We start from the raw sequence: 18,812 nt of genomic DNA, 5'->3' as shown, positions 1-18,812 counted from the left end.
GTCGCCCCGCTCAGCCCGGGCCGAGAGTGCCGGGCTCACCCGAGCGCGGGGCGCCCGTCTCCCCCACTGGTGGCCGACCGGTCTCCTCGAGTCCGTAGACACGGATCGCGTTGCCGCGGAACACCGCGTCCTTCTCCGCCCTGGCGAGCGCGTGCACGAGTGTCTCGGCGATATCGACGACCGTCGTGTAGTCGGCGGCCAGGGTGCAGACCGGCCAGTCGGAGCCGAACAGCAGCCGGCCCGGGCCGAACGCGTCCAGCGCCGTGTCGGCGTACGGTGCCAGGTCCTCGGTCCGCCAGGCTCCGGGGGCGGCCTCGGTGACGAGGCCGGAGAGCTTGGCGACCGTGTTGGGGAGGGCCGCCAGACGACGGAGGTCGGCCGCCCAGGGGCCGGGTTCGCCACCGGCGACCGGCGGCTTGCCGAGATGGTCGAGCACGAACGTCAGACCGGGGACCCGTGCGGCCGCCGCGGTCGCGGCGGGCAGCTGCCGCGGCGTGACGACGAGGTCGTACGCGAGCCCCGCCTCCGCGACGGCCGCCAGTCCGCGCCGTACGTCGGGGCGGAGCAGCCACTCGGGGTCGGGCTCCTCCTGGACCTGGTGGCGGATGCCGACGAGACGGTCTCCGCCCGGCGCCTCGCGCAGGGCGGCGAGCGCGTCGGCGACGCCCGGCGCGGTCAGGTCCGTCCAGCCGACGACTCCCGCGATCAGGTCGCTGTCGGCCGCGAGCGCCAGCATCTCGGGCGTCTCCTCGGGAACGCAGACGGTCTGGACGAGGACGGTGCCGACCACGCCCGCCGCCCGCGCCTTGGTCGCGAGGTCGTCCATCGTGAAGCTGCGGGCGAGCGGGGCGAGGCCGTCGCCGGTGATCCAGGGCTGCGGCCGCACCGTCAGGTCCCAGACGTGGTGATGGGCGTCGATGATCTCCCGGGTCGTCACAGCCGCCACACCACCGGAAGTCCGGCCCCGGCCCCCGCCGAGGAGTAGTCGTGGACGGTGTCGAGGAGTTCGGCCATCTCCGCCTGCCAGGCGATGTTGACGGGGAGGGGTTCCAGCTCGGCCAGGAGGCGGGCGTAGTCCTCGCAGTCGAGTACGTGGAAGAGCTCGCGGTCGCTGCGCCAGATGGTCCACGACGTGACGCCCGCGGCCCGGATGGCGGCGGTGAGTTCGGCCGGAACGACCCGGTGGGCCGCCTCGTACTCGTCGATCCGGTCCGACGCGGAGGCGGGTGTGCAGGGCGATCCTCATAGCTGCTGCTCCGGTGGGGCGGGGTCGACGATGACGACGTCCAGGGTGCGGGGACCGTGGACGCCTTCCACCCGGTCGAGTTCGATGTCGCTGGTGGCGGACGGGCCGGATATGAAGGTGAGCGGGTGACTCGGGTCGAGGCGTCCGATGGCTTCCGGGAGGTCGTCGGCGATCTGCTCGGCGCGGACGACGCACAGGTGGTGGTCGGGGACGAGGGTGAGGGCACGCCGTCCCTGTCCGGCGCCGGTGTCGAGGACGATCGTGCCGGTGACCGCGATCCCCGCGGCGGCCAGCGTGATCGCTCCGTCCAGGGCGTCCAGCTCGGGGACGTCCAGGGGCTCGGCGTGCCACTGCCACGCGCCGGTCGGCAGCATGCCGGCGGGGAACCCCCGGGGCACGGCCAGGTTCCGGGCGCCCCGCCCGCCGAGCGCCGCCGCGAGGGCGAGGGGCAGCCCGGCCTCGTCGGTCCGGATGACGTTCGCGCGGTAGTCGGCGACCCGTTCCGCGAACAGGGCGACGACGTCCTGCCCGGGCTCGACGTGGCTGCGGCGGTAGGCGCGGGGGACGGGCACGTCCTCGGGTCGCTCCTCGGCCGGCACGTCGGCGAGGGCGGCGCGGATGCGGGCGAGGACGGCCTCGCGGCTGCTCACGGGCGCTCCTCTTTCCTGTTCTTGCGCCACCAGGTGCGGAAGGACTCCGCGGGCGGTGCGGGGGTGTCACGGGTGTCGGACCAGCCGCTGAGCGGTCCCGGCAGGCGGCCGATGCGCCCGTTCCGCCCGAGCACCCTGCCGCCGAGGGCGGCGGCGCGTTGCGCGGTGGCGAGCAGGCGGGGTGAGTCGAGGACGGTGGCCGCCGCTTTCATGGCGAGTGCTTCGGCGGATGTCCTGCCTTTCGCCTCGACGGCCTCGGCGCGGAGGTGGGTGAGGACCTCCGGGATGTTGATCTTGACGGGACAGGCGTCGTAGCAGGCTCCGCACAGGGTGGAGGCGAAGGGGAGGGAAGCAGCGTTCTCGATGCCGACGAGCTGGGGGGTGAGGACGGCGCCGATGGGCCCGGGATAGACGGAACCGTAGGCGTGGCCGCCGGTGCGTTCGAAGACGGGGCAGACGTTGAGGCAGGCCGAGCAGCGGATGCAGGCGAGTGCCTGGCGGCCGGTCTCGTCGGCGAGTGTGTCGGTGCGGCCGTTGTCGAGCAGGACGAGATGGAAGTCCCGAGGGCCGTCGCCCTCGGTCGTTCCGGTCCAGGTCGAGGTGTAGGGGTTCATGCGCTCGCCGGTGGAGGAGCGGGGCAGGAGTTGCAGGAACACCTCCAGGTCCTGCCAGGTGGGGATCACCTTCTCGATGCCCATGACGGTGATGAGGGTCTCGGGCAGGGTGAGGCACATGCGGCCGTTGCCCTCCGACTCGACGACCATCACGGTTCCGGTGTCGGCGACGGCGAAGTTGGCGCCGGAGACGGCGACCTTCGCGGTGAGGAACTTCTCCCGCAGGTGCAGGCGCGCGGCCTCGGCGAGTTCACGGGGGTCGTCGCTCAGGTGCTCGGGGGCGGGCTGCCCCCAGTGGCCCATCTCGGCGGCGAACAGGTCGCGGACCTCGGTGCGGTTCTTGTGGATCGCGGGGACCAGGATGTGGGAGGGCCGGTCGTCGCCGAGCTGGACGATGAGCTCGGCCAGGTCGGTCTCGTAGGCGGTGATGCCGGCCTCGGCGAGGTGTTCGTTGAGGCCGATCTCCTGGGTGGCCATGGACTTGACCTTGACGACCTCCGACTCGCCGGTGGCGCGGACGAGTTCGGTGACGATGCGGTTGGCCTCGGCCGCGTCGGCGGCCCAGTGGACGGTACCGCCCGCCGCGGTGACCGAGGCTTCCAGTTCCAGCAGGTAGCGGTCCAGGTGGCGCGAGACGCGCTTCTTGATCGCGGCGGCGGACTCGCGCAGCTCCTCCCAGTCGTCCAGCTCGGCCGCCACCGCGAGCCGCTTGTCGCGGATCGTGCCGGTGGCCCGCTTCAGGTTGGCGCGCAGCTGCTCGTCCGCGAGGGCGGTGCGGGCCGCCTCGGGGAAGGCCGGGGAGCCCAGCCAGATCACGCCGCGGCCGCGGGGATCGCTCACCACGGCTCTCCTTCGGTGCTCGCCAGGATCTCGGCCAGATGCATGCTCCGGACCCGGTCGCCCTGTCGGGAGAGGCCGCCGCCGATGTGCATGAGGCAGGAGTTGTCGGCGGCGCACAGCACCTCGGCACCGCTGTCCCGGACTGCGGCGGCCTTGTCGGCGAGCATCGCGTTCGACGTATCGGCGTTCTTGACCGCGAAGGTGCCGCCGAAGCCGCAGCAGGAGTCGGCGGAGGGCAGGTCGACGCGTTCGAGGCCGTCGACCGCGCTCAGGAGGCGCTGGGGCCGGTCACCCAGCCGCAGGCCGCGCAGCGAGTGGCAGGTGGGGTGGTAGGCGACCCGGCGGGGGAAGTGCGCGCCGACGTCGGTGACGCCCAGGACGTCGGTGAGGAACTCGGTGAACTCATGGACCCGGGGCATCAGTTCGTCCACCTGCCGCTGGAGGACGGTCTCCCCGTACCGCTCGGCGAGCAGCGGGTGGTTCTCCCGTACCATCCCGGCACAGGACGCGGACGGGATGACCACGGCGTCGTACTCGGCGAAGGTCCGGGCGAACCGGGTCACCAGCGGCACGGCGTCCCGGCGGTATCCGGTGTTGAAGTGCATCTGCCCGCAACAGGTCTGCTCCGTCGGGAAGTCGACGGTGTGGCCGAGCCGTTCGAGGACGCTCACCACGGCCCGTCCGCTGCCGGGGAAGAGGGTGTCGTTGAAGCAGGTGATGAACAGGGCGACGCGCATCAGTCCGTCCCCTCGGGGGTCGGGACGTCGGCGGGGAGCAGCCCGCGTTCCTTGAGTTCCCCCCACAGCGCGGCCGGCACGTGGGTGCGGAGCATGGCGGCGGCGTCCTGGGCCTCGGCGGCGCTGCGTGCCCCGACCAGGACGCTCGTGACGGCCCGGTGCCCGAACGGGAAGCGCAGGGCGGCGGCGCGCAAGGGCACGCCGTGGTCCTCGCACACGGTCTTGAGCGCGAGGGCGCGGGCCAGTACGCCGTCGGGCGCGGTGACGTAGTCGAACGTGGCGCCGGGGCGGGGGTCGGCGAGCAGCCCTGAGTTGAAGACGCCGCCGACGACCACGCCGACCCCCCGCCCGGCCGCCAGGGGAAGCAGGTCGTCGAGGCCACGTTGGTCGAGCAGGCTGTAGCGGCCGGCCAGCAGGACGGCGTCGACGTCGGTCTCGCGGACGAAGCGGGCGAGGAGCCCGGCCTGGTTCATGCCGACGCCGATCGCGCCCACGACTCCTTCCGCGCGCAGTGCCTCCAGCGCGGGATACGCCTGGGTCAGCGCCTGCTCGGCGTGGTCGTCCGGATCGTGCAGGTAGACGATGTCGACCCGGTCCAGGCCCAGCCGCTCCAGGCTGGCCTCCAGGCTCCCGCGTACGCCGTCCGCGCTGAAGTCCCAGACCCGCTCGTGGGTGGCGGGGACGGCGAAGCCGTGGGCCAGGTCGTCGCCGGCGGCCTCCGTCCGGGGACGGAGCAGTCGGCCGACCTTGGTGGACAGGACGTACTCGTCCCTGGGCAGACCGCGCAGAGCGGCGCCGAGGCGCCGTTCGGACAGGCCGAGGCCGTAGTGCGGGGCGGTGTCGAAGTACCGTACGCCGGATTCCCAGGCGGCCAGGACGGCCCGTTCGGCCTGGGCGTCGCTGACCGGGGTGAAGAGGTTCCCGATCCCGGCGGCGCCGAAGGCGAGTTCGCTGACGCGCAGTGTGCCGCGGCCGAGTGGGTCGTCGCGTCGGCTCATGACTTCGGCTCCGGGCGCAGGCGCAGGCCGGCCATTCCGCCGTCGACGGCGAGTGCGGTGCCGGTGACGGAGGAGGCGGAGGGTGAGGCGAGGTAGGCGATGGCGGCGGCGACCTCGTCGGCGGTGACGAGCCGGCCGGTGGGCTGGCGGGCGTCGAGCGCCGCGCGTTCGGCGGCGGGGTCGGGCGCCTGGTCGAGGAGCCGGCCCACCCAGGGCGTGTCGACGGTGCCGGGGTTGACGCAGTTGACGCGGATGCCCTCGCGGACGTGGTCCGCGGCCATGGCGAGGGTCAGCGACAGGACGGCGCCCTTGCTCGCCGAGTACAGCGCGCGCTGCGGGAGTCCGGCGGTGGCGGCGATGGAGCAGGTGTTGACCACGGCGGCGGCCGTCGAACGGCGCAGGTACGGGAGGGCGGCGCGGGTGGTGCGGACGATGCCGAGCACGTTCACGTCCAGGACGCGGTGCCACTGCTCGTCGTCGTTGTCCTCCACGGTGCCGGCGGCGCCGATGCCGGCGTTGTTGACGAGGATGTCGATGCCGCCGAGCCGTTCGGCCGCCCCCTCGACGGCCGAACGGACGGAGGCGTCGTCGGCGACGTCGGCGGTGAAGCCGTGCAGCGGAGCGTCGGCGCCGCTCGGGTCGAGGTCGAGGACGGCGACGTCCGCCCCGCGCTCGCGCAGGAGCCGGGCGGTGGCCAGTCCGATGCCGGAGGCGCCTCCGGTGACGAGGGCGGTGAGTCCGCCGAGGTCGAGGGTCATGCCGCATCCTCCGTGTCCGCACCGGCCGTGGTCGCGGCGACGGGGGCCGCGTCGGCGGCCCAGAAGGTGCCGTGGGGATAGGTGAACGTGTCGATGGTGCTCTGGTACAGGGTGGCGGAGAAGCCGGGCGTGGTGGGTGCCCGGTAGTGACCGGCCTCGATGACGACGGGGTCGACGAAGTGCTCGTGGAGATGGTCGACGTACTCGACGACGCGGTCCTCGACCGTGCCCGACAGGGCCACGTAGTCGAACATCGAGAGGTGCTGGACGAGTTCGCACAGTCCCACGCCGCCCGCGTGCGGGCAGACGGGAACGCCGAACTTGGCGGCGAGCAGCAGGATCGCGAGGTTCTCGTTGACTCCGCCCACGCGGGCGGAGTCCAGTTGGAGGACGTCGATGGCATCGGCCTGGAGAAGCTGCTTGAAGACGATCCGGTTCTGTACATGCTCTCCGGTGGCGACCTTGACCGGGTGGACGCCCTGCCGGACGGCGGCGTGACCGAGGATGTCGTCGGGGCTGGTGGGCTCCTCGATCCAGTACGGGTCGAACTCGGCGAGCGCCTTCGTCCAGCTGATGGCCTCGGCGACGTTCCAGCGCTGGTTGGCGTCGATCGCCATCCGGATGTCCGGTCCCACGGCCGCGCGGGCGGCGCGGCAGCGGCGGATGTCGTCCTCCAGGTCGGCGCCGACCTTCAGCTTGATCTGGGTGAAGCCGTCGGCGACGGCCTCCCGGGCGAGGCGGGTGAGCTTCTCGTCGGAGTAGCCGAGCCAGCCGGGCGAGGTCGTGTACGCCGGGTAGCCCCGCTCGCGCAGTCGCGCGGCCCTCTCCCCGGCTCCCTGCCTGCCCGCGGTCAGGAGCTCCAGTGCCTCGGCGGGCGTCAGGGCGTCCTCGATGTAGCGGAAGTCGACCTGCCCGACCAGCCATGCGGGTTCCGCGTCGGCGAGGAGCTGCCACAGGGGCTTGCCCTCCCGCTTCGCGGCCAGGTCCCAGACGGCGTTGACGACGGCGCCGATCGCCATGTGCATCACGCCCTTCTCGGGGCCCAGCCAGCGCAGCTGGCTGTCGCCGATCAGATCGCGGTACAGGGAGCCGGGGTCGGCGCACAGGTCGGCGACCGGCCGGCCGAGCACGTGCTCGCGCAGGGCGCCGATGGCCGCGACCTGGACGTCGTTGCCGCGCCCGATGGTGAAGGTGAAGCCGTGGCCCTCCGCGCCGTCGCCCGCGTCGGTGCGCAGGACGAGGTAGGCGGCCGAGTAGTCGGGGTCGGGGTTCATCGCGTCGGAGCCGTCGAGCTCGCGCGAGGTGGGGAAGCGTATGTCGTACGTGTCGAGGGCGGTGATCCGCGCGGCGTGTGCGCTCAACGTGGTGCCTTTCAGGCGTGTGCGAAGGTCTGGCGCTGGGTGCCGAGGCCGTCGATGGACAGCTCGACCACATCGCCCGCGCGCAGGTAGGGGGTGCCGGGCAGACCGAGGGCCACGCCCGCCGGGGTACCGGTGTTGATGATGTCGCCGGGGTTGAGCACCATGTACCGGCTCAGGTACCAGACGACGTGGGCGACGCCGAAGATCATGTTCTGGGTGTCGCCGTCCTGGCGCGTGTCGCCGTTGACGGCGAGCCGGAGACCCAGCGCCTGCGGGTCACCGGCCTCGTCGGGGGTCACCAGCCAGGGCCCCAGCGGGTTGAACGTCTCGCAGGACTTGCCGAGGTCCCACTGCCCCGAGTACTCCAGCTGGTACTCCCGCTCGGACACGTCGTTGCTGATCGCGTACCCCGCGACATGGCCGAGTGCCTGCTCGGGCGAGTCGAGGTACCGGGCGCGGCGGCCGATCACGACGGCGAGCTCCACCTCCCAGTCGGTCTTCACCGAACCGCGCGGGATCAGCACCTCGTCGTACGGCCCCACGACGGTGGCCGGATCCTTCATGAACACCACCGGCCGCTCCGGCACGGGGGCGCCGGTCTCCGCCGCGTGGTCACGGTAGTTGAGGCCGATGCAGACGATCTTGCCGGGGCGGGCGACGGGGGCGGCGATCCGCTGTCCCTCCGTGTCGAGGGGCGGCAGCGTGCCTTCGGCGAGCGCCCGCCGGACGCGCTCGACGCCGTCGGAGGCGAGGAACGCCCCGTCGATGTCGGCGGTGAGTCCGGTGAGCGCGTGGGCGGTGCCGTCGCCGCCGAGGACCGCCGGGATCTCCGCCCCCGGGGCACCGACGCGCAATAGCCTCATGATCCGTCTCCTGTCCTGGTGCCGGGAGGGCGAGTCGTCGCCTCACCAACACATCGGATGAATCTGCTTGCCCAGGACCATACGAGTCCGAGCCGCGCGGCCGCAAGAAGACATCCGATGTCTGCGGATCGAATCCGCCCACCACCTCCCACCGGTGCGACTCACCAGCAGACGACAGGGCCCCACCACCCCATCCGGGCACGTGAGAAGTGGTCGCGAGAGATCCGCTCCCCCCTCTTGTCAGCCGGGTTTCCGACTCGTATGGTCCTCGTGACCCGGAAGTCATCGGATGACTTCAGAGGCGCGATCCATGTCGTCGGCCCCCAGATCCACCAGGTCACCCGCCTCTTCCGCGGGCCCTCCCCGCCGGGCCGGACACCCCGGCTCACGCCCCGCACGGGTACGCCGGCATCCCAGCCAAGGAGATCCCCAGCATGAAGCCTCGCTCCGCCAGAATCGTGGCCATGGCCGCCACCGTGGTCGCCGTGGCCGGTCTCGGTACCGCCTGCAACCGGGAGGGCGCCGACTCCGGCTCCGCAGGCAAGGCCGCCATCGGCATCGATCTCCCGCGGGCGGACTCCGACTTCTGGAACTCCTACGCCCAGTACATCGACAGCGAGACCAAGGCCCTCGGCCTCGACGCGCTGCCGGTGAGCAACTCCCAGAACGACGTGACCAAGCTGGTCGCCAACGTCCAGGTCCTCCAGAACACCGGCGCAAAGGCCGTCGTCATGGCCCCGCAGGACACCGGCGCGATCGCCTCCACCCTCGACCGGCTCGAAGCCGCGAGGATCCCGGTGGTCAGCGTCGACACCCGCCCCGACAAGGGGAACGTCTACATGGTGGTGCGGGCCGACAACAAGGCGTACGGCACCCAGGCCTGCGAGTTCCTCGGCAAGCAGCTCGGCGGCAAGGGCAAGGTCGCCGAGCTCCAGGGGGCTCTCGACTCCGTCAACGGCCGCGACCGTTCCGAGGCCTTCGCCGCCTGCATGAAGGAGGAGTTCCCCGGCATCCAGGTCATCGAGCTGGCCACCGACTGGAAGGGCGACGTCGCCTCGGCGAAGCTCCAGTCGACCCTCACCGCGCACCCGGACCTCAAGGGCGTCTACATGCAGGCCGGCGGCGTCTTCCTGCAGCCGACCCTCACCCTGCTCCAGCAGAAGGGCCTGCTCAAGCCGGCCGGAACGCCCGGGCACATCGCCATCGTCTCCAACGACGGCATCCCGGCCGAGTTCGACGCGATCCGCAAGGGCCAGATCGACGCGACCGTCTCCCAGCCCGCCGACCTGTACGCCAAGTACGCCCTGTACTACGCCAAGGCGGCCACCGAGGGCAAGACCTTCAAGCCGGGCCCCACCGACCACGACTCCACCATCGTCGAGCTGCCCAACGGTCTGGAGGACCAGCTCCCCGCTCCGCTCGTCACCAAGGACAACGTGGACGACAAGGCGCTCTGGGGCAACACCATCGGCTAGGCCGTCTCTTCCGGTCTTCCGGAGCTCGCCGGTCAAGCCCCGTCCACAGGCCCCGTGAGCGGCGGGCTGTCATCCAACGCCCCGCCCGCGCGCACGCCGTTCACGGCCACCGCGGAAAGGAAACCTCCCGCCATGGCGGACTCCAGCCCCGTCCGGGCTCCCGTCGTCGAAGCCGACGGCATCAGCAAGCGCTTCGGCGCCACGGTCGCGCTCAAGGACGCCCGCATCAGCGTCGCACCCGGCGAGTCACACGCCCTGGTGGGCCGCAACGGCGCCGGCAAGTCCACGCTCGTCTCCCTCCTCACCGGCCTGCGGAGTCCGGACACCGGCACCCTGCGGTTCGGCGGGGAGCCCGCCCCCGCCCTCGGCGACACCCGTGCCTGGCGCTCCCGGGTCGCCTGCGTCTACCAGCGCTCCACGATCATCCCCGCCCTCACCGTCGCCGAGAACCTCTTCCTGGACCGGCAGAGCGACGGGGCGCTCCGCCCCATCAGCTGGAAGCGGCTGCGACACCGCGCCACGGAGCTGCTGGCCGAGTACGGAGTGGACGTCGACCCCGACGCGCGCGCCGAGGACCTGACGGTGGAGCAGCGCCAGTTCGTCGAGATCGCCCGGGCACTGTCCTTCGGCGCCCGCTTCATCATCCTCGACGAACCCACCGCGAAGCTCGACGCGCGCGGGATCGACCGGCTCTTCGGCAAGCTGCGCGCGCTCCAGGAGCAGGGTGTCGCCTTCCTGTTCATCTCCCACCACCTCCAGGAGGTGTACGAGCTGTGCGGCACGGTGACCGTCTACCGGGACGCCCGCCACATCGTCACCGCGCCCGTCGCGGAGCTCGACCAGCGGGCCCTGGTGGAGGCGATGACCGGTGAGGGTTCCGGGAGGGCGGAGCCCGGCCGGCCGGTGAGCGGCACCAGTCGGCCGGACGGGCCCGCGCTGCTCGACGTGGCAGGCCTCGGACTGTCCGGCAGCTACCAGGACGTCTCCCTCACCGCGCACGCGGGTGAGGTGGTGGGGCTGGCCGGGGCCGCCGCCAGCGGCAACGTCCGGCTCGGCGAGACCCTCGCCGGTCTGCGCCGGCCCGACTACGGCACGATCACCGTGGCGGGCCGCGCGGTCCGCACCGGGCAGGTCCCCGCCGCGCTGGCGGCCGGCATCGGCTTCGTACCGGAGGACCGGCACATCCAGGGCCTCGTCCCGCAGCGGAGCGTGGCCGAGAACGCCACCCTGACCGTGACCGGCCAACTGGGTCCGTACGGCCTGGTACTGCCGTCGAGGACACGGGCCTTCGCGCAGCGCATGATCGACGACCTCGACATCAAGACTCCCGGCCCCGCCGTCCCCGTCACCGCCCTGTCGGGCGGCAATCAGCAGAAGGTCGTCATCGCCCGCGCGCTGGCCACCGCCCCGCACGTCCTGGTCGCGATCCGTCCGACCAACGGCGTGGACGTCAAGTCCAAGGAGTCCCTGCTCGGCGCCGTCCGCCGGGTCGCCGACGAAGGCCGGACCGCCGTGATCGTCTCCGACGAACTCGACGACCTGCGCGTCTGCGACCGGGTCGTGGCCATGTTCCACGGCCGGGTGGTCGCGGAGTTCGCGCACGGATGGAGCGACGAAGACCTGGTCGCGGCCATGGAAGGCATGGCCGTCCCGACCGAGAAGCCGACCGAGAAGGAACAGCATGTCCCCCACCCTTGAGCTGCGCGAGCCGCCGACGGCCACCGTCCCCGAGCCCTCCGGCCGACGCTTCGCGCTGGCGCGGTTCCGCGATCTCTCGCTGGTACCCGTCCTCCTCGTCCTGGGCGTCATCGGTTTCATCGTCTCGCCCGCCTTCCTCACGTCGGACAACCTGCTCGGCGTGGGCCAGCAGGCCACCGAGCTGAGCCTGCTGGTCCTGGCTCAGGCGTTGATCCTGATCATCGGCCGGATGGACCTCTCCCTGGAGTCCACCATCGGCCTCGCGCCGGTCGTCGCCGTGTGGCTGGTGCTGCCCGACCACGGGGCGAGGTTCACCGGCCTCGGGCTGTTCCCGGAGTGGATGTCCGTCCCCCTCTGTCTGCTGGTGGGCGCGATCATCGGGGCGATCAACGGGTTCCTCATCCTCAAGCTGCGGCTCAACGGCTTCATCGTCACGCTGGGCGGGCTCACCCTGCTCCGGGGCCTGCAGATCGCCATCTCCGAGGGCCAGTCGATCGTCAACGTGCCCGCCTCCTTCAGCTACCTCGGGCGCGCGAGCTGGTTCGGCGTCCCCGCGGCGGTGTGGATCTGCGCGGTGCTGTTCCTGCTCGGCGGCTCGGCCCTCGCCTGGCTGCGGCACGGACGCGCGCTCTACGCGATCGGCGGCAACGCGGAGGCGGCGCGCGCCGCGGGCATCCGCGTGGACCGGATCGTCTGGACGGTGCTCATCCTGGGCAGTCTGCTCGCCGCCTTCGCCGGCATCCTCTACACCGGCCACTACGGCTCCATCTCCGCCGACCAGGGCAGCGGCTGGATCTTCCAGGTCTTCGCGGCCACCGTCATCGGCGGTGTCAGCCTGAACGGCGGCCGTGGCACGCTCTTCGGCGCCCTCACCGGTGTGCTGACGCTCCAGCTCGTGGTCAACGTCATGACGCTGGCCGGCGTACCACCGCTGTGGAACCAGTTCCTCAACGGCGCGATCATCATCGTCGCGCTGATCATCTCCCGCTTCGCCTCCGGCGAGAAGCAGGAGTGACATCACGCCCCCCGGGGCGGTCGGCGAGCCGTCGGAGCGGCGTGTCCCACCAGGGGCGCGCCGCTCCGCCGTCACCCCCTGCCGTCCTCCTCACCCCACCCACGAGGGAGTCCCCACGATGGCCGTGACCGACCAGGCGATCGAGAAGATCAAGGAGATGATCGTCCGCGGTGCTCTCCGGCCCGGTGCCAGGCTGCCGAACGAAGCCGATCTCGCCGACCAGCTCGGTCTGTCCCGCAGCTCGCTGCGCGAGGCCGTCCGGGCGCTCACCGCGATGCGCATCCTGGTCCCCCGGCAGGGCGACGGGACGTACGTCTCCGGGCTCGAACCGCACCTTCTCCTCGAATCGCTGTCCTTCGCCGCCGACGTCTCCGAGGGCCACACGGCCCGTCAGCTCCTGGAGGTCCGGCGCCTGCTGGAACCCCAGGTGACCGCGCTGGCGGCCGGCCGGCTCTCCGCGGAACAGCTGGGGACGCTGCGTACCGTCCTCGACCAGTGCGCCGCGGACATCGGCATCGAGGAGTTCGTCGAGCTGGACATGGAGTTCCACCGGATCATCGCCGACGCCGTCGGCAACCCGGTCCTCTCCACCCTGCTCGGCATCCTCTCCACCCACACCCAGCGGCTGCGCATCGTCCGGGGGACGCGCTACGCACCCGCCCGGCAGCAGGCCCACCGCGAGCACGAGGCCATCTGGCGCGCGCTCGCCGCGGGTGACGCGTCGCTCGCCGCGAGTGCCAGCGCCGTGCATGTCGCCGCCGTCGAGCACTGGCTGGCGGACGGCACGGCCGTCGGCTCCCCCGGCCTCGCCGTGTGCACCCCCTGACACGGAGACGGCGCCCCGACACACAGGAACGGCGCCCGCCGGAAGGCGGGCGCCGTTCGCCATGGGTGGCTCACTCGGCCAGGGCGAGTCTCCACTTCTGGTTGGCGGCCGTGCCGCACGTCCACTGGATCAGCTGGACGCCGTCGGCGTTCGAGGACCCCGGCACGTCCAGGCATGTGCCGCCGGCGGACACCAGCCGGTAGACGTCGGGCCCGGCCGGCTCGAAGCGCCATTGCTGGTGGGTGCCGGTCGAGCAGCCCCACTGCCGGATGCCGGCGCCTTCGGTACCGGTCGATCCGGCCGGCACCTCCAGGCACTTGCCGCTGTGTGCGGCGGTCAGGGTGAAGGTCCCGCTCCCGGTGTCGGTGAGCCGCCACTTCTGGTTGGCGGCGTCGCCCGGCGTGTACTGGATGACCGCGGCGCCGTCGGCGGTGGAGGCGTCCCGGACGTCGGCCGCCTTGCCACTGGACATGCTGGTCATGGTGTACGTGCGGCCGTTCTCCGGCCTCACCGCGCGTGTCCCGCTGACGCGGTAGGTGTGGCCCGCGACCGCGGCGAAGGTGATCCGGTCACCGGAGGCGGAGACCGTCTGCGTCCGGCCGGTCGTGGTGTCCACCAAGCTGTACGGATGGGTGAACAGGGCGTCGCGAACGGCGAGTTGCCCGCTGTCGCGTGGTGCGAGGGTGAACTCCGTGCTTCCGTCGGCCTGCCAGGTGGCGCCGACCGTCACGTCACCCCGCGCCTTGAGGCCGCTGACCGAGCCTGCCGACCAGGCGGCGGGCAGGGCAGGCAGCATCCGGATCTCGCCGTTCTGGCTCTGCACCAGCATCTCCGTCATGCCGGCGGTGGCACCGAAGTTGCCGTCGATCTGGAACGGCGGATGGGTGTCGAACAGGTTGGTCAGGGTGCTGCCCCGCAACTGCTCGACGAGCAGCTTGTGCGCGTGGTCGCCGTCGAGGAGCCGCGCCCAGAAGTTGATCTTCCAGGCCTTGGACCAGCCGGTGCCGCCGTCGCCCCGGGCCTTCAGGGAGACCTTGGCGGCGGCCGCGAGCTGGGGGGCCGTGTCGGGCGAGATCTGGTGGCCCGGGTGGAGCGCGTAGAGGTGGGAGACGTGCCGGTGGGTGTCGCTCGGGTCGTCCAGATCGGCCTTCCACTCCTGGAGCTGCCCCCAGGAGCCGACCCGCAGGCCCGGGTCGAGCTTTCCGAGCGCGGTGGTGAGTCGGCCCTGCAGCTCCGTGTCCGTGTCGAGCTGCTTCGCGGCAGCGAGGGTGTCGGTGAACAGGCCGTGGACGATCTGCTGGGCCATGGAGGCACCGGCCGTGAAGTCGCCGTGCTCGGGCGAGTAGCTGGGGGTCACGACGAGCTTGCCGTCGCGGGGGTCGGTGCGCAGGTTCGCCAGCCAGTATGCGGCCGCGCCCTTGAGCAGCGGGTAGGCCCGGTCGCGCAGGTACGCCTGGTCCCTGTCGAACTGGTACAGGTCGTAGACCTGGGAGGCGAGCCAGCCGTTGGCCTCGGGGAACCAGAAGGCGGTGGACCAGTCGTGCACGCCGGTGAACCCGAAGGGATTGGTCTCGTTCTGTACGACCCAGCCGGGAGAGCCGAACATCTCCGTGGCGCTGACCGTGCCCGCCTGCCTCAGGTTCTCGACGAACGCGGTGAACGGCTCGGCGGTCTCGGCGAGATTGGCCTGGGCTGCCTGCCAGTAGTTCATCTGGACGTTGATGTTGGTGTGGTAGTCGGCGCTCCACGGCGGTGAGGTGGAGTTGTTCCACACGCCCTGCAGGTTCGCCGGCAGGGACCCGGGCCGCGAGGAGGCGATGAGCAGGTAGCGGCCGTACTGGTAGAACAGCGACTCCAGCGCGCGGTCGTCGGAGGAACCGCCACCCGTGTAGGCGGCCAGGAGCTGGCTGGTGGGCTTGTCGGGCATGACCCCGCCGACGTCGAGTCGTACCCGGTCGAACAGCGCCCGGTGGTCGGCTGTGTGGGTGCTTTTCAGGCTGTCGTACGAGCGGGCCGCTGCCGCGTCGACGGCGGCCGTCACCTTCGCGTGCGGGTCCGCTCCGCGGTAGGTCGGGTAGGACTGGGCGTAGTCGGTGCCGGCGCTCATCACGAAGGTTGCGCTGTTCGCCCCGGACACCTTGATCTGTCCGTTGCCGGCGGTGACCGTCCCGCCGTCGGCCATGACCCGGACCTGGGACTCGAAGGTCATGCCGTTGTCGGCGAGCCTGCCCCGGATGGTCAGCCGCCCGCCGTTCGCGGTGGCGGCGAAGTCGCTGCGGGGTGAGGTGTAGCGCAGGGTGAAGGACATCTTCCCGGGACGGTTCGCGCTCAGCCGTCCGGCGATCACGTTGTCGGGGTGGCTGGCGAAGTACTCACGGGTGTAGGCCACGCCGGAGCTGGTGTACGTGACCTTGGCGAGGGCGTCCTCGATGTCGAGGGACCGCCGGTACCCGGTGCCGGACGCGGCGCCACCCGCCATGTCAAGGCGCAGGTCGCCGAAGGTCTGGTGGGAGCCGAAACCGGTCTTGGGCTGCCCGAGCCTGCCCGCCACCCAGCCCGGGTCCGCCTTGCCCTTGGCGTCGATCTCGTCGACGACCTCCTGAAGCGCGGTCGGTCTGGGCGAGGTCCAGTTGCCGAAGTCGTAGCCGGGGGAACCGGGGCCGCCGGTCCACAGGGTCTTCTCGTTGAACTGCAGCTGCTCCGAGCTCACGCCCCCGAACACCATGGCACCCATGGCCCCGTTGCCGATGGGCAGCGCTTCCTTCTCCCAGTCCGCCGCCGGCTGTGCGTACCAGAGGGTGTACGGGTCGGGTGCGGCGGCAGCCGACAGGGCGGGCGTCTCGCCGGTGGCGAGCACCGCCGCCACCAGCGCCGTCGTCAGAACACCGGCCCAGGCCGGCCTCCACCATCGTCGTCTCATCTCTCAGGCCTCCTGTAGCGAACCGAGCGCGGCTGTCCGAAGGGCTTGGTTGCAGCACCGGAGTCTCCAATACATCCGATCTATGGGGCAATACCCGTGCAGCGGCCTTCACGAGACGCCGCCCTTACGCCGCTCACGTTTCCGACATCAAATGAATCATCGGATCTCTTTGCCGCAGCGCGACAGGGGCAGAACCGATGCCGTCGAAGAGGCGGCCCGCCTCGGACCCGACCTGACCCGACGGTGGCGACGGTGAACGAGTGGGCCGTCCCCACGGAGTCCTCGACCTGTCCGGGCGGGGGGGAGCGGGAAAGGACACCGAGGGGCTGTCCGGGGTCACCCGGACAGCCCCTCGGCCTGTGGTGCTTCGTCAGCCGGGCCGACAGACTAGGGGAGCGTCCACCGCTGGTTGGCTCCGCCGTTGCAGTCCCAGATCACCAGCTCGGTGCCGTTGGCGGTCGAGCCTCCGGGGACGTCGAGGCAGCGTCCCGACTGGACACCCTTCAGGCTGCCGTCGGGCTGCGGCTCCCATTGCTGGTTCGCCCCGCCCGAACAGTCCCACAGGATCACCGCCGTGCCACTGGTGGTGCCCTGCCCCGTGACGTCCATGCACCGTCCGTGGTGGGTGAGGGTTCCGTTGGACCAGGTCCACTCCTGGGTGGTGCCCCCGTCGCAGTCCCAGAGCCGTACCGGAGTGCCGCCGACATCGCCCGAACCCTCGGCGCACTTGCCGGTCAGACCGGAGGTGACCGGGCCCTGGTGGGTCGTGACCGTGCCCGGGGTCAGGGCGAAGTCGTCGAACTGGTCGGTGCGGTAGCCGGTGACGCCGAGACCGGCCTGGCCGTTGCTGTAGCCGAAGTCGGTGGCGCTGCCGAGGGTCACGCCGTCCACCGCCGCGGTGAGGGTCGCCCCCTCAAGGGTGAACGCGACGGTGTGCCAGCTGCCGGTGCCGAGTGCGCTGGTGGTACCGCTCGCCAGGGTGGTGAAGTTCCACTTGATGTCGCTCTTGTCGATGGACCAGGCGCCGGTGTCGCTCACCCGCAGGTGATAGGCGTTCAGGCCGTTGTTGTTCCTGCCCTGCTGGTTGACGCGACCGAGGAGTTCGACGCTTCCCGACTGCTCGAAGAGTGTGTCGACCTTGACGGTGTAGTTGCTCCAGGTGCCGTCGCCCATGATCGTGTACGGGGCGTTGTACGGCTCGTCGGTCCACCGGATCGGCGACATGGGGGCCATCTGACGCAGGCAGGTGCCCGCTCGTCCACCGCCGCAGGAGACGGTCTGGAAGGCGCCGTTCATGTCGGTGAAGTACTTCGGCGAGGTGGTGGCGGCGGGGGTCTCGAAGCTGTCGGCGTACGGCAGACCGAGCGCCTGGCGGGCCGGCGCCGTCGCGGTGCCCTTGCCCTGGCCGGTCGTGGTGGTCACGGTGTAGACGTGGCCGGGCTGAAGGGTGAGTGTGTACGTTCCGCCGCTCGGGACGACGTCCTGCTGCCGGACGAACCAGCGCGAGGAGTCGTCCGACCTGACGTCGGTGTCCCAGACGTGGACCTGGCCGGTGGACAGACCTCCGGTGACCGAGAAGGAGGCGGTCTGGACGGCGGTGGCGTCCATCGTCTCGATGACCGTGCTGTAGTCGGTGTTGTTCGTCGACTTCAGCGTCACGTAACTGCCGTTGGGGCGCTTGCCGCCCAGGTAGCCGCCCGCCGAGTCGATGTAGTGCCAGCCCGGCCGGGTGAACTGCGTGGTGTGCGCGGTCACCCATGTGGTCTTGCCGATGCTGTAGTTCCCGGACCAGGGCTGGTTGGCGACGGACATGCCGTCGGTGGAGAAGAAGAGGTTCGGGTAGAGGGCCGCGATCACCGGCCAGTTGAAGTAGGCGGTCATCTTTCCGTCGAGGTAACCGCGGTTGATCGACCGCGCCACTGCGGCCGCGCCGGTGTGGGCGTCCTGGGAACCGTTCTCGCTGGCCCACAGCGGCTTGCCCAGACGCTGGGCGGTCGTGGTGCTGGGGCAGTCGGTGTAGGCGCCGAGGTAGCCGCACGGGTAGTGCACGCCGACGACGTCGACGACGTCCTTGAATGCCTGGTCCTGGGCCATGGCGTCGGCCACGCCCCAGTCGCTGTCCGCGGCGACGACCTTGGTCGCGTAGCCGTGCGAGACCAGCGCGGCCTTGAGGTTCCGGTACCAGGTCTTGTCGTAGCCGCGTTCGTTCCAGCCGCCGAGGTAGTCGATCGTCAGTCCGTGCTGATCGGCGCAGTCCATCCAGGACATCAGGTAGTCGATGGTGTCCTGGGACCAGAAGTCGCCGCCGCCGATCCAGCCGGGGGCGCCCCAGGACAGCGCGGCGAGTTTGACGCGCGGGTTACGGGCCTTGGCCTGCTCGGCCATCCACCACTCGTAGCCCTGGTCGCAGTCGACGGTGCCGGCCGTGTGCATGTGACTGGGTTCGGCGCCGTCGGTCGAGTTGGTGTCGCCGCCGATCTCCAGCTTGAGCAGCTGGAGGGAGGCACCGTAGCCGGGCTTGTAGAGGTAGTCGAGCAGCTCGCTTCGCTGCGGTTCCGGATAGTCGGCCAGGAGACGGGAGTTGCCGCCGCCGCCGGAGATCGCGCCGACGCCGTCGAAGGTCAGGCCCGGCTTGGTCCCGTTGACCGTGATCGACGTCGTGGACGCGGGCGGCGGCGGGGGTGCGGCCTGTGCGACGGTGGGAGCGACCAGGCCGCTGAGCACGCTCAACGACAGGCCCAGCAACGCGGCGAGCGTGCGGCGGACGCGCACGGGTGCCCGGGTCATGTGGACTCCTTCTGGGTGGCGGCG

General features: G+C 71.3%; 14 protein-coding genes and 1 pseudogene. 4 read left to right on the top strand and 11 right to left on the bottom strand.

The features are described from left to right. Positions 1 to 10 precede the first annotated feature (10 nt). The 9 genes and pseudogenes from OG309_RS34640 to OG309_RS34600 all read right to left on the bottom strand — a co-directional run bounded on the left by OG309_RS34640 (position 11) and on the right by OG309_RS34600 (position 8,067). Complete coding sequence (locus OG309_RS34640) at positions 11 to 937, bottom strand: amidohydrolase family protein (protein WP_329427074.1); 927 nt, start codon at positions 935 to 937, stop codon at positions 11 to 13. Continuing rightward, a pseudogene (locus tag OG309_RS34635) lies at positions 934 to 1,246 on the bottom strand (L-rhamnose mutarotase). The gene OG309_RS34640 and the pseudogene OG309_RS34635 overlap by 4 nt, the downstream one beginning before the upstream one ends. Continuing rightward, positions 1,243 to 1,896 (bottom strand): LutC/YkgG family protein, encoded by a 654-nt coding sequence (locus OG309_RS34630; RefSeq protein ID WP_329427073.1) that lies wholly within the window; start codon positions 1,894 to 1,896, stop codon positions 1,243 to 1,245. The pseudogene OG309_RS34635 and the gene OG309_RS34630 overlap by 4 nt, the downstream one beginning before the upstream one ends. Further along, positions 1,893 to 3,350: a LutB/LldF family L-lactate oxidation iron-sulfur protein gene (locus OG309_RS34625; protein WP_329427071.1), complete on the bottom strand. Its 1,458-nt coding sequence runs from the start codon at positions 3,348 to 3,350 to the stop codon at positions 1,893 to 1,895. Before OG309_RS34625 ends, OG309_RS34630 begins: the two co-directional genes overlap by 4 nt. After that, on the bottom strand, positions 3,347 to 4,087 hold the full coding sequence (locus OG309_RS34620; RefSeq protein ID WP_329427069.1) for a (Fe-S)-binding protein: 741 nt from the start codon (positions 4,085 to 4,087) through the stop codon (positions 3,347 to 3,349). The genes OG309_RS34625 and OG309_RS34620 overlap by 4 nt, the downstream gene beginning before the upstream one ends. Continuing rightward, positions 4,087 to 5,085: an aldo/keto reductase gene (locus OG309_RS34615; RefSeq protein ID WP_329427068.1), complete on the bottom strand. Its 999-nt coding sequence runs from the start codon at positions 5,083 to 5,085 to the stop codon at positions 4,087 to 4,089. The genes OG309_RS34620 and OG309_RS34615 overlap by 1 nt, the downstream gene beginning before the upstream one ends. Beyond that, positions 5,082 to 5,843 (bottom strand): SDR family NAD(P)-dependent oxidoreductase, encoded by a 762-nt coding sequence (locus OG309_RS34610; RefSeq protein ID WP_329427066.1) that lies wholly within the window; start codon positions 5,841 to 5,843, stop codon positions 5,082 to 5,084. The genes OG309_RS34615 and OG309_RS34610 overlap by 4 nt, the downstream gene beginning before the upstream one ends. Next, a complete protein-coding gene (locus OG309_RS34605) occupies positions 5,840 to 7,204 on the bottom strand; it encodes an enolase C-terminal domain-like protein (protein ID WP_329427064.1) in 1,365 nt (454 codons plus the stop codon). The genes OG309_RS34610 and OG309_RS34605 overlap by 4 nt, the downstream gene beginning before the upstream one ends. A gap of 11 nt (positions 7,205 to 7,215) precedes the next feature. Further along, positions 7,216 to 8,067: a fumarylacetoacetate hydrolase family protein gene (locus OG309_RS34600; RefSeq protein WP_329427062.1), complete on the bottom strand. Its 852-nt coding sequence runs from the start codon at positions 8,065 to 8,067 to the stop codon at positions 7,216 to 7,218. A gap of 434 nt (positions 8,068 to 8,501) precedes the next feature. On the opposite strand from OG309_RS34600, the gene OG309_RS34595 reads away from it, so the two are divergent. The 4 genes from OG309_RS34595 to OG309_RS34580 all read left to right on the top strand — a co-directional run bounded on the left by OG309_RS34595 (position 8,502) and on the right by OG309_RS34580 (position 13,081). After that, entirely contained in the window at positions 8,502 to 9,542 is a 1,041-nt protein-coding gene (locus OG309_RS34595) for a sugar ABC transporter substrate-binding protein (RefSeq protein WP_329427060.1), read from the top strand. Positions 9,543 to 9,674: 132 nt separating this feature from the next. Continuing rightward, positions 9,675 to 11,240 (top strand): sugar ABC transporter ATP-binding protein, encoded by a 1,566-nt coding sequence (locus tag OG309_RS34590; RefSeq protein WP_329427058.1) that lies wholly within the window; start codon positions 9,675 to 9,677, stop codon positions 11,238 to 11,240. Then, the gene (locus tag OG309_RS34585; protein ID WP_329427056.1) at positions 11,224 to 12,255 is read left to right on the top strand and encodes an ABC transporter permease; all 1,032 of its coding nucleotides are present in this window, start codon (positions 11,224 to 11,226) and stop codon (positions 12,253 to 12,255) included. Before OG309_RS34590 ends, OG309_RS34585 begins: the two co-directional genes overlap by 17 nt. A gap of 118 nt (positions 12,256 to 12,373) precedes the next feature. After that, on the top strand, positions 12,374 to 13,081 hold the full coding sequence (locus tag OG309_RS34580) for a FadR/GntR family transcriptional regulator (protein ID WP_329427054.1): 708 nt from the start codon (positions 12,374 to 12,376) through the stop codon (positions 13,079 to 13,081). 70 nt (positions 13,082 to 13,151) lie between these two features. Here OG309_RS34580 and OG309_RS34570 read toward each other — a convergent pair whose 3' ends face one another. After that, entirely contained in the window at positions 13,152 to 16,001 is a 2,850-nt protein-coding gene (locus OG309_RS34570) for a glycosyl hydrolase family 95 catalytic domain-containing protein (protein ID WP_443067610.1), read from the bottom strand. 387 nt (positions 16,002 to 16,388) lie between these two features. Further along, positions 16,389 to 18,788 carry a ricin-type beta-trefoil lectin domain protein gene (locus tag OG309_RS34565; protein WP_329427053.1) on the bottom strand — a complete coding sequence of 800 codons (2,400 nt, stop codon included), beginning with the start codon at positions 18,786 to 18,788 and terminating at the stop codon, positions 16,389 to 16,391. Positions 18,789 to 18,812 lie beyond the last annotated feature (24 nt).

The sequence above is a fragment of the Streptomyces sp. NBC_01268 genome (assembly GCF_036240795.1).
In the GTDB taxonomy this organism is placed as follows: domain Bacteria; phylum Actinomycetota; class Actinomycetes; order Streptomycetales; family Streptomycetaceae; genus Streptomyces.
The sequence above is the reverse complement of the archived record's forward strand: the minus strand, read 5'-3'. Positions and strand labels throughout refer to the sequence as shown.